The sequence below is a fragment of the Pseudomonas sp. 18.1.10 genome, assembly GCF_024655625.1.
GTDB lineage: Bacteria > Pseudomonadota > Gammaproteobacteria > Pseudomonadales > Pseudomonadaceae > Aquipseudomonas.
Genome location: NZ_JANLGL010000173.1, coordinates 1 through 11,606, shown reverse-complemented (window position 1 = coordinate 11,606; position 11,606 = coordinate 1). Strand labels below are relative to the sequence as shown.

At 61.6% G+C, this 11,606-nt stretch carries 5 protein-coding genes; 4 read left to right on the top strand and 1 reads right to left on the bottom strand.

Going from position 1 to position 11,606, the window contains the following annotated elements:
- Positions 1-77: 77 nt before the first annotated feature.
- Complete coding sequence (gene glnE / locus NUV89_RS22770) at positions 78-3,017, bottom strand: bifunctional [glutamate--ammonia ligase]-adenylyl-L-tyrosine phosphorylase/[glutamate--ammonia-ligase] adenylyltransferase (protein WP_257783082.1); 2,940 nt, start codon at positions 3,015-3,017, stop codon at positions 78-80.
- A 383-nt stretch (positions 3,018-3,400) separates the two neighbouring features.
- Between glnE and aceE the strand changes: the two genes are divergently transcribed.
- The 4 genes from aceE to msrA all read left to right on the top strand — a co-directional run bounded on the left by aceE (position 3,401) and on the right by msrA (position 11,431).
- Positions 3,401-6,046 (top strand): pyruvate dehydrogenase (acetyl-transferring), homodimeric type, encoded by a 2,646-nt coding sequence (aceE, locus tag NUV89_RS22765; RefSeq protein WP_257783081.1) that lies wholly within the window; start codon positions 3,401-3,403, stop codon positions 6,044-6,046.
- An 11-nt stretch (positions 6,047-6,057) separates the two neighbouring features.
- Positions 6,058-7,698 (top strand): dihydrolipoyllysine-residue acetyltransferase, encoded by a 1,641-nt coding sequence (gene aceF / locus NUV89_RS22760; RefSeq protein WP_257783080.1) that lies wholly within the window; start codon positions 6,058-6,060, stop codon positions 7,696-7,698.
- A 318-nt stretch (positions 7,699-8,016) separates the two neighbouring features.
- Positions 8,017-10,710 (top strand): bifunctional diguanylate cyclase/phosphodiesterase, encoded by a 2,694-nt coding sequence (locus NUV89_RS22755; RefSeq protein WP_257783079.1) that lies wholly within the window; start codon positions 8,017-8,019, stop codon positions 10,708-10,710.
- Positions 10,711-10,783: 73 nt separating this feature from the next.
- Positions 10,784-11,431 carry a peptide-methionine (S)-S-oxide reductase MsrA gene (gene msrA, locus NUV89_RS22750; RefSeq protein ID WP_257783078.1) on the top strand — a complete coding sequence of 216 codons (648 nt, stop codon included), beginning with the start codon at positions 10,784-10,786 and terminating at the stop codon, positions 11,429-11,431.
- Positions 11,432-11,606 lie beyond the last annotated feature (175 nt).

Genomic DNA, 11,606 nt, shown 5'->3' with positions numbered 1-11,606 from the left:
GCGCAGTGTCAGTCACTGAAAATATTGACTGATATACCGCTTTCGCGAGCAAGCCCGCTCCCACATTTAATCGAGTTTCAGCTTAACCCCAGTTCTTTCCAGATTCGCATCACCTGGCGCCGTTCGTCGGCGAACTGATCCCCGGCCACCGTGCCGGCCTCGTTCTGCAAGGCCTGGCGGTGCGCGGCGGAACGGTAGGCCTTATACACCTCGCGCAGCAGATGGGCATCGGCAGCGGGCATCAAGCCCACCTGCTCCAGGCCTTCCAGAATGCGGATATTGTCGGTGTAGCGCAGCAACGATGGATGTTGCGCAGACCACGCCAAAGCCGCGTATTGCACCATAAATTCAATATCGACGATACCTCCGGCGTCCTGCTTGAGGTCGAACAGCGCCGTGGCTTCGAAGGCATTCGCGCCGGTGCCGGCCGTGGTGCCTTTGGTGCCGAGGTTGTCACGCATCTTCGCGCGCATCTCGCTGACCTCCTGGCGCAGCGTGGCCAGGTCGCGCTCACGCCCCAGTACCTTGGCCCGCACTTGCTCGAACGCATGGCCCACATCCTGGCTGCCCACCAGCACCCGCGCGCGGATCAGGGCCTGATGCTCCCAGGTCCAGGCTTCGTTTTCCTGATAGCGCTCGAAGGCCCCCAGCGAGCTGACCAACAGCCCCGATGCGCCGGAAGGTCGCAGGCGCATGTCCACCTCATAGAGCTGCCCGGAGTTGGTCTGGGTGGTCAGCAGGTGAATGATGCGCTGGCCCAGGCGCGTGAAGAACTGCGCGCCATCGATGGGCTTGGCGCCGTCGGTCTCGGCCTGCGGGTCGCCGTCGTGGATAAACACCAGGTCCAGGTCCGAACCATGCCCCAGTTCGATGCCGCCGACTTTGCCATAACCGACAATGATGAACCCAGGATCGCACAGGGTGCCGTCCACGCGCTGCGGCGAGCCATGACGCGCCACGGTCTGGCGCCAGGCCAGGGCCAGCACTTGTTCGAGGATGGCTTCGGCGAGCCAGGTCAGGTAGTCGCTGACTTTCATCAACGGCAGGCTGCCGGCGATTTCCGAGGCGGCGACGCGCAGGCGGTGGGCCAGCTTGAAGTGGCGCAGGGCCTCCATCTGCTGTTCAAGGTCGTCCTCGGGAATGCGCGTGAGGCGCTCGCGCAGTTCGGCGGCGAGCTCCGGCGCCAGGGGCGGCTTGAACAGGCGGCCTTCGTTGAGCAATTCGTCGAGCAGCAGCGGGAAGCGGGTGATTTGCTCGGCGATCCACGGGCTGGCGGCGCACAGGGTCAACAGGCGACGCAGCGCGTCGGGGTTTTCCGTGAGCAGCACCAGATAAGCGGAACGCCGCGCGACGGCCTCCACTAGCGGCAATACGCGCTCCAGCACCAGGTCGGGGTTGGCGTGTTCGACCGCCTGCGCCAACAGGCGCGGAATAAACGCGTCCAATCGCTCGCGACCGAGGCGCTGCATGGCACGCAATTGCGGGCTGTTGCGCAGCCCTGCGAGGGCTTTGAGCGCTTTGGCCGCATCGCTGAAACCGCCTTCGGCCAACTGCCGACAGGCGGCTTCTTCATTTTGGGATTCTTCCCACAGCGGCAACCACTCGCCGCCCACAACCAATTCGCTTTCTTCGCCCTCTTCTTCATCCGGGTCGGCAATGACCTGGCGGAAGTGCCAATCCACCCGGCCACGCCAGTACATCAAGCGCTCATGGAACGCAGCCCAGTCATCAAAGCCCAGCATAAAGGCAATGCGCGCCTGGTCTTCCGGGGTGTCCGGGAGCATTTGCGTCTGGCGGTCGGCAATCGCCTGGATCGCATGTTCGGTGTAACGCAGGAATTCGTAGCCATTGCGCAACTCGGCGATCACCGCCGGCGGCAAGTAACCCTGCCCTTCCAGGGTGCCGAGCACCTTGAGCAGCGGACGTTGTTGCAGGCTGAGATCGCGGCCGCCGTGGATCAGCTGGAAGGCCTGGGCAATGAATTCCACCTCGCGGATGCCGCCCGAGCCCAGCTTGATATTGTCGGCCATGCCTTTGCGCCGCACTTCCTGCTGGATCAGCTGCTTCATGGTGCGCAGCGCTTCGATGGCGGAGAAGTCCAGGTAACGGCGGTAGACAAACGGGCGCAGCATGTCGAGCAGTTGCGCACCGGCGACCTGGTCACCCGCGACCACCCGCGCCTTAATCATGGCGTAGCGCTCCCAGTCGCGGCCCTGGTCCTGGTAGTACTGCTCCAGCGCGTTGAAGCTGAGCACCAGCGAGCCGGAGGAACCATAAGGTCGCAGGCGCATATCGACACGGAACACAAACCCGTCGACGGTCATCGGGTCGAGGGCCTTGATCAGCTTTTGACCAAGACGGATAAAGAACTCCTGGTTATCCAGCGCGCGCTTCACACCCACGGTTTCGCCACCTTCGGGGTAGGCGAAGATCAGGTCGATATCCGACGACAGGTTCAGCTCCACCGCGCCGAGCTTGCCCATGCCGAGGATGACCATTTGTTGCGGCTCGCCGCTGCGCCGGCCGGTGGGCGTGCCGAACTGGGCGCAATGGCGTTGGTACAACCATTGATAGGCCTGGTCGATGCTGGCGTCGGCCATGTCGGACAGGTCGCGGCAGGTTTGCACCAGGTCGGCCTGGCGGGTCAGGTCGCGCCAGATGATGCGCACTTGCTGGCGGGTGCGCTGGCGGCGCAGCACGCGGCCCAGTTCATCTTCTGTTTCGACCTGTTGCACAGCGCCAGCCATCTGCCCGCACAGCTCGCCGGGGGCGAAACCCCGGTCCAGCTCGCCCCAGGCCACCAGCTCCAGCAACATCAAGGGGTCACGAACACTCTGTTCAATCACGAAATCACTGGCCGCACACACGCGGGCGAAGTCGGCCCACCGTTGCGGCGACCACGCAGAAAGGCCATGATCGTCGCCCAGCGTGGCTACGGCGTCACGAAATGACTGCTCGGCACGGCTGGCGTAAGGCAAGAGGATGGCCGGTAGTTTGGCCAGCGTTGGAAGGCTCATGGTCTATCCTTGATCGGCGCGTATTTGGCTTGTTGTGATGACTGCAAGAACCCAGCGCGGCGATGGACTGTCGAACAAAGGTTATAAATAGCTGAAAATTCATATTTCTTGGCAGGCAACATTAAACTTCTACCTTTTCTTGTCTGCAAAAGATCAACATTAACGATTATGCTCACCAGCCAGACCGAGCCATACGCTCAGTCTTGTGTAGTTTTACTACTCGTATATACATTCGAAAGGCTGAAATGGCCGACGATTTGTAGTAAAACTACAGGACGCCGAAGCAACCTTCGGCCATCCAAGAATTTATGTCGTCTGCCCACAAGGCCAGTCGCAAACTTCAGGCAACCGATTCTGGTAGCCTTTCCGCCCTGGAGCAAGCCATGCAAGACCTCGATCCCGTCGAAACCCAGGAATGGCTGGACGCCCTGGAATCGGTTCTCGACAAAGAAGGCGAAGACCGTGCTCACTACCTGATGACCCGTATGGGCGAACTCGCAACCCGCAGCGGTTCGCAGTTGCCGTACGCCATCACCACGCCATACCGCAACACCATCCCCGTTACCCACGAAGCACGCATGCCTGGCGACCTGTTCATGGAACGCCGCATTCGCTCGCTGGTACGTTGGAACGCCATGGCGATGGTAATGCGCACGAATCTGAAAGATTCGGACCTGGGCGGTCACATCTCCAGCTTCGCTTCCAGCGCAACCCTGTATGACATCGGCTTCAACTACTTCTTCCAGGCCCCGACCGACGAACACGGCGGCGACCTGATCTACTTCCAGGGCCACACCTCGCCAGGCGTCTACGCCCGCGCGTTCATGGAAGGTCGCATCACCGAAGACCAGATGAACAACTTCCGCCAGGAAGTGGACGGTGGCGGCCTGTCGTCGTACCCACACCCTTGGCTGATGCCTGATTTCTGGCAGTTCCCGACTGTATCCATGGGCTTGGGCCCGATCCAGGCGATCTACCAGGCACGTTTCATGAAGTACCTGGAAGCCCGTGGCTTCATCCCTGAAGGCAAGCAGAAAGTCTGGTGCTTCCTGGGCGACGGCGAGTGTGACGAGCCGGAATCCCTGGGCGCCATCTCCCTGGCTGGCCGCGAGAAGCTGGACAACCTGATCTTCGTCATCAACTGCAACCTGCAGCGCCTCGACGGCCCGGTTCGCGGCAACGGCAAGATCATCCAGGAACTCGAAGGCGTGTTCCGTGGTGCTCAGTGGAACGTGACCAAAGTCATCTGGGGCCGTTTCTGGGACCCACTGCTGGCCAAGGACGTCGACGGTATCCTGCAACGTCGCATGGACGAAGTCATCGACGGCGAGTACCAGAACTACAAAGCCAAAGACGGCGCGTTCGTGCGTGAACACTTCTTCAACACGCCAGAACTCAAGGCGATGGTTGCAGACCTGTCCGACGACGAGATCTGGAAGCTCAACCGTGGCGGCCACGACCCGTACAAGGTCTACGCGGCGTACCACGAAGCGGTGAACCACAAAGAACAACCGACCGTTATCCTGGCCAAGACCATCAAGGGTTATGGCACCGGTGCCGGCGAAGCGAAGAACACTGCGCACAACACCAAGAAAGTGGATGTTGAAAGCCTGAAGTTGTTCCGCGACCGCTTCGACATCCCGGTCAAGGACGAAGAGCTGGAGAACCTGCCGTTCTTCAAGCCAGAGCCAAACAGCGCCGAAGCCCGTTACCTGGCCGAGCGTCGCACTGCACTGGGCGGTTTTGTGCCACAGCGCCGTGCCAACAGCTTCAGCGTGCCGACCCCGGACTTGAGCACCCTCAAGGCCATCCTGGACGGCTCGGGCGACCGTGAAATCTCCACCACCATGGCCTTCGTGCGTATCTTGGCGCAGCTGGTCAAGGACAAGGACATCGGCCCGCGCATCGTCCCGATCATCCCGGACGAAGCCCGTACCTTCGGTATGGAAGGCATGTTCCGTCAGTTGGGCATCTACTCCTCCGTCGGCCAGCTCTACGAGCCAGTCGATAAAGACCAGGTGATGTTCTACAAGGAAGACAAGAAGGGCCAGATCCTCGAAGAAGGCATCAACGAAGCGGGCGCCATGAGCTCCTTCATCGCTGCCGGTACTTCGTACTCCAGCCACAACCAGCCGATGCTGCCGTTCTACATCTTCTACTCGATGTTCGGCTTCCAGCGTATTGGCGACCTGGCGTGGGCAGCAGGCGACAGCCGTACCCGTGGTTTCCTGATCGGCGGTACCGCCGGCCGGACCACCCTGAACGGCGAAGGCCTGCAACACGAAGACGGTCACAGCCACATCCTGGCTGCCACCATCCCGAACTGCCGCACCTTTGATCCAACCTACGGCTATGAGCTGGCGGTGATCATCCAGGACGGCATGAAGAAGATGACCGAAGAGCAACAGGACGTTTTCTACTACATCACCGTGATGAACGAGTCCTACCAGCAGCCTGCCATGCCGGCTGGCGTGGAAGAAGGCATCATCAAGGGCATGTACCTGCTCGAAGAAGACACCAAGGAAGCAGCGCACCACGTACAGCTGATGGGCTCCGGCACCATCCTGCGCGAAGTGCGTGAAGCGGCGAAGATCCTGCGTGAAGAGTTCAACGTCGGTGCCGACGTGTGGAGCGTCACCAGCTTCAACGAACTGCGTCGCGACGGCCTGGCCGTAGAGCGCAGCAACCGCCTCAAGCCTGGTCAAAAACCAGCGAAGAGCTACGTCGAAGAGTGCCTGGCCGGCCGTAAGGGTCCAGTCATTGCCTCTACCGACTACATGAAGCTGTTCGCCGAACAAATTCGCCAGTGGGTCCCGTCCAAGGAATTCAAAGTCCTGGGCACCGACGGTTTCGGCCGCAGTGACAGCCGCAAGAAGCTGCGTCACTTCTTCGAAGTCGACCGTCACTTCGTGGTGTTGGCAGCCCTGGAAGCCTTGGCTGACCGTGGTGAGATCGAACCTAAGGTGGTAGCAGACGCTATCGTCAAGTTCGGGATCAACCCGGAAAAACGCAACCCACTGGACTGCTGAGGAGACTTTTTGTGAGCGAACTCATTCGCGTACCTGACATCGGCAGCGGTGAAGGTGAAGTAATCGAGCTGTTTGTGAAGGTCGGCGACACCGTCGAAGCCGACCAGAGCATCCTGACCCTGGAATCGGACAAGGCGAGCATGGAAATCCCTGCCCCCAAGGCCGGCGTGGTCAAGAGCCTGAAAGTGAAGCTGGGCGACCGCCTGAAAGAAGGCGACGAACTGCTGGAACTGGAAATCGAAGGTGCCGCTGATGCGGCCCCGGCACCTGCGGCCGCTCCGGCTGCCGCTGCTGCACCGGCGCCAGCCGAGAAGCCAGCCGAGGCCCCTGCGGCCCCGGCTGCTGCTCCGGCCGCTGCTTCTGTCCAGGACATCCACGTGCCGGACATCGGTTCGTCGGGCAAGGCCAAGATCATCGAGCTGCTGGTTAAAGTCGGCGACACCGTCGAAGCTGACCAGTCGCTGATTACCCTGGAGTCCGACAAGGCCTCCATGGAAATCCCTTCGCCGGCTGCCGGCGTGGTGGAAAGCATCGCGGTCAAGCTGGAAGACGAAGTCGGCACTGGCGATTTCATCCTCAAGTTGAAAGTACAAGGCGCTGCGCCTGCGGCTGCTCCAGCTCCGGCTGCTGCTCCGGCTGCCAAGGCTGAGGCTGCACCTGCCGCTGCTCCGGCGCCTGCTGCAAAAGCTGAGGCCGCTCCGGCTCCAGTGGCTGCCGCACCTGCGCCAAGCGGTGCCAAGGTTCACGCCGGCCCTGCCGTGCGTCAGCTGGCTCGCGAGTTTGGCGTAGAGCTCAACGCTGTGTCGGCCACCGGCCCACACGGTCGTGTGCTGAAAGAAGACGTGCAGGTCTACGTCAAAGCTATGATGCAGAAAGCCAAGGAAGCTCCGGCTGCCGGCGCTGCTACCGGCGGCGCAGGCATTCCACCGATTCCGGTCGTGGACTTCAGCCGCTTCGGCGAGACCGAAGAAGTGCCGATGACCCGCCTGATGCAAATCGGCGCGTCGAGCCTGCACCGCAGCTGGCTGAACATTCCGCACGTGACCCAGTTCGACCAGGCTGACATCACCGACCTCGAAGCTTTCCGCGTTGCGCAGAAAGCCGTGGCCGAGAAGGCCGGCGTCAAACTGACCGTGCTGCCACTGCTGCTCAAAGCCTGCGCACACCTGCTCAAGGAACTGCCGGACTTCAACAGTTCGCTGGCACCAAGCGGCAAGGCGATTATTCGCAAGAAGTACGTGAACGTCGGCTTCGCGGTAGACACCCCTGACGGCCTGCTGGTACCGGTCATCAAGAACGTCGATCAGAAGAGCCTGCTGCAACTGGCTGCCGAAGCGGCTGCACTGGCTGCCAAGGCTCGCGACAAAAAGCTGACCGCAGACGACATGCAGGGCGCGTGCTTCACCATCTCCAGCCTCGGGCACATTGGCGGCACTGGCTTCACGCCAATCGTCAACGCGCCGGAAGTGGCGATCCTGGGTGTGTCCAAGGCCACTATCCAGCCTGTGTGGGACGGTAAAGCGTTCCAGCCGAAGCTGATGCTGCCGCTGTCGTTGTCCTACGATCACCGTGTAATCAACGGCGCCGCTGCTGCACGCTTCACGCAGCGCCTGAGCCAGTTGCTGAACGACATCCGCACCATTCTGCTGTAAGCCTCAACGGGCCTCCCTTTCATCGGGGAGGCCCGGTTGCACCGATTTCCGAGCGCCACACGCTCGTACCTCAACCCCGCCACTTGGCGGGGCTTTTTTTGCCTGTTTTTCCGATGATAATTGGACAGGCAAAACAGGTTTGTACACCTTCCATCACCGCCATTTCAGAAATCCCTCGCGCGGCCGATAACCCCCTTATAGCACTTAGCCTTCATCCTCTCTTGTCAGTGCGTGCTGCATGATGCAACCTTGCCGCAGGCGACAGAAAAGAGGGCGTGAGCCCAGCGCCGTGCGCATTTTCCCAAGCGAGTTTCCCCCATGAAAAGCCAACCCGATGTCGCCCGTATGGCGGCCGAGGTAGTGACGCAATTACCGGTGCCTTCGCGCCTCGGTATGCTGCGTTTCGAGCGGCTGAATGAGGCAAGCTGGGCCCTGCTCTACCTCGACCCCAATTGTGAACGTCAATTCGGCCTGCCGGCGGTCGAGTTGTGCGCCCTGCTCGGCACCCCCTACGCCAGCCTGATGGAGCCCCAGGCGCGCTATCAGCTGCATGATGCGATCCAGCAACAACTGAGCCACAGCCCCCACTACCTGGTGCGCTACACCCTGCACACCAGCGACGGCCCGCTGAGCCTGCTGGAAATGGGCGAAGCCTACAAACAACACAATCGCCACCTGCTGCGCGGCTACCTGATGGTGGTCGACGGCCTGTTCAGTGAAATCCCGACGACCGCCCCGACGGCCGACCTGGAAAGTCAGAACAGCCGCCTGCAGATCGCCCTGGAGCTCAACCAGCGCGCACAGCAAGAACAACTGCAGCACCTGGAACGCGTGCGCGCCCAACAGGAGCTGATCCTGCTGCTGGCCCGCCAGCGCTACACCGCGAACAATTCACTCCAGGAAGCGGCCGAGCTGATAACCCGCAGCGCCTGTGAAATCTACCAGGTCGACAGCGCGCGCATCTGGCACCTCGAAGACCAGCGCCTGGTGCCGATTGCCGCCTACCTGCGCGCCGACCAGCAGCACTACCTGCCCGAGCCCATCGATGCCAGCGGCTTCCCGGATTACCTGGAAGCCCTGCACAGCAGCCGCGCGATCGACGCCACCAACGCCCTGCGCGACCCGCGCACCCGCGAGCTGGCCGAAGAGCTGCGCGCCAAAGACATCCAGGCCCTGCTCGACGCCAGCATCCGCGTGGATGGCCAAGTGGTCGGCGTGCTCTGCCTGGAGCAAGGCCGCAGCCCGCGTATCTGGCAGGCCGACGAGATTGCCTTTGCCGGCGAGCTGGCGGACCAGTTCGCGCAAGTCATCAACAACCACAACCGCCGCACCGCCACCAGCGCCCTGCACCTGTTCCAGCGTGCGGTGGAGCAAAGCGCCAACGCCTTTCTGCTGGTCAACTGCAACGGCGTGGTCGAGTACGTCAACCCAAGCTTTACCGCGATCACCCAGTACAGCGCCGAAGAAGTCCACGGCCACCGCCTGGCACAACTGCCGGCGCTGGAGAACCTCAGCGAGCTGCTGTTCGACGCACCCTCCAGCCTGGCCAAGAGCAACAGCTGGCAGGGCGAATTCAAGAGCCGGCGCAAAAACCTCGAACCCTACTGGGGCCAGCTGTCGATCTCCAAGGTGTACGGCGACAACCGTGAGCTGACGCACTACATCGGCATCTACGAAGACATCACCCAGACCAAGCTGGCCCAGCAGCGCATCGAACGCCTGGCCTACACCGACAACCTGACGAACCTGGGCAACCGCCCGGCGTTTATCCGCAATCTCGACGAACGGTTTGCCCGCGACAGCGACAGCCCGATCAGCCTGCTGCTGGTGGACATCGACAACTTCAAGCGCATCAACGACAGCCTCGGCCACCAGACCGGCGACAAACTGCTAATCAGCCTGGCCCGGCGCCTGCGCAACAGCTTGAGCGCCGGCGGCAGCCTGGCGCGGTTTGCCAGTAACGAATTCGCCGTGCTGCTCGACGACACCGACCTGGAAACCGGCCAGCAAGTCGCCAGCCAGCTGTTGGCGACCCTCGACAAGCCGATGTTCGTCGACAACCAGTTAATCAGCGTCACCGGCTCCGTGGGCCTGGCCTGCGCGCCCTTGCACGGCCGCGACCCGCAGACTCTGATGCGTAACGCCGGCCTGGCCCTGCACAAGGCCAAGGCCAACGGCAAGCACCAGGTGCAAGTGTTCACCGAAGCGCTCAACGCCGAAGCCAGCTACAAGCTGTTCGTCGAGAACAACCTGCGCCGCGCCCTGACCCAAAACGAGCTGGACGTGTTCTACCAGCCCAAGCTGTGCCTGCGCAGCGGCCGCTTGCTGGGCATGGAAGCGCTGCTGCGCTGGAACCACCCGGAAAAAGGCATGATCCGCCCCGACCAGTTCATCAGCGTGGCGGAAGAGACAGGCTTGATAATCCCCATCGGCAAATGGATCGCGCGCCAGGCCTGCCGCATGAGCAAGCAACTGAGCGCCGCCGGCATGGGCAACCTGCAGGTGGCGATCAACCTGTCGCCCAAGCAGTTCTCCGACCCGGACCTGGTGGCCTCGATTGCCACCATCCTCAAGGAAGAAGACCTGCCGGCCAACCTGCTGGAGCTGGAGCTGACCGAAGGCCTGCTGCTGGAAGCCACCGAGGACACGCGCCTGCAACTGGACCAGCTGAAAAGCTTTGGCCTGACCCTGGCCATGGACGATTTCGGCACCGGTTACTCGTCGCTGAGCTACCTGAAAAAATTCCCGATCGACATCATCAAGATCGATCGCAGCTTTATCCACGAAATCCCGGACAACCAGGACGACATGGAAATCACCTCGGCCGTGATCGCCATGGCCCACAACCTCAAGCTCAAGGTCGTGGCCGAAGGCATCGAGACCGCTGAACAGCTGGCGTTCCTGCGCCGGCACCGTTGCGACGTCGGCCAGGGCTACCTGTTCGACCGACCAATCCCCGGCGCTGAGCTGTTTGCTATGCTCAAGCGCTATCCACGCGGGCCAATCGCCTGACAGCGTGGTAACTCTCGGGCAGACTGGCTGTCTGAATCTTTACCGCTAACTCAACCTGACGAGAGGACTGATTATGGTCTTGCGCTCGGAAATTCTGGTGAATAAAAACGTGCTTCCTACTGCAGAACAAGCTTTGCCTGGCCGCGAAACCCCAATGACGCTGCCTGAAACCCACTTCGTCAACGGCAACCCGTTGCTGGGGCCGTTCCTGGATGACGTCGGTTTTGCGATCTTCGGCCTGGGTTGCTTCTGGGGCGCCGAGCGCAAGTTCTGGCAGCGCGATGGCGTGGTCAGCAGCGTGGTCGGCTACGCCGGCGGCTTCACGCCGAACCCGACCTACGAAGAAGTCTGCTCGGGCCTGACCGGCCACAGCGAAGTGGTGCTGGTGGTGTATGACCAGGCCAAAGTGAAATACGAAGACCTGCTGAAGATGTTCTGGGAACTGCACAACCCGACCCAGGGCATGCGCCAGGGCAACGACATCGGCAGCCAGTACCGCTCGGTGATCTATGCGACCACGCCGGAGCAATTGGACGCGGCGAAAGCCAGCGCCCAGGCGTATCAGCAAGAGCTGACCAAGGCCGGGCTGGGTGAGATCACCACGGAAATCGACGAAGCGCCGACGGTGTACTTTGCCGAGGCGTATCACCAGCAGTACCTGGCGAAGAATCCGCAGGGTTATTGCGGGATTGGTGGCACGGGCGTGACCTGCCCGATCTGAGGCTTACGCAGTTCAAATGTGGTGCGGGCTTTTGTGGGAGCGGGCTTGCTCGCGAAAGCGGTGTATCAGTCAACTGACTCAGTGACTGACACTCCGTATTCGCGGGCAAGCCCGCTCCCCCATTTGGAATGCATTCCCCTGTGGGAGCGGGCTTGCCCGCGATGAGGCCAGTAAA

What these genes read in the sequence shown, in the direction of transcription:
- glnE (WP_257783082.1), bottom strand. Translation starts at nt 3,017, where the DNA reads ATGAGCCTTCCAACGCTGGCCAAACTACCGGCCATCCTCTTGCCTTAC.
- aceE (WP_257783081.1), top strand. Translation starts at nt 3,401, where the DNA reads ATGCAAGACCTCGATCCCGTCGAAACCCAGGAATGGCTGGACGCCCTG.
- NUV89_RS22755 (WP_257783079.1), top strand. Translation starts at nt 8,017, where the DNA reads ATGAAAAGCCAACCCGATGTCGCCCGTATGGCGGCCGAGGTAGTGACG.
- msrA (WP_257783078.1), top strand. Translation starts at nt 10,784, where the DNA reads ATGGTCTTGCGCTCGGAAATTCTGGTGAATAAAAACGTGCTTCCTACT.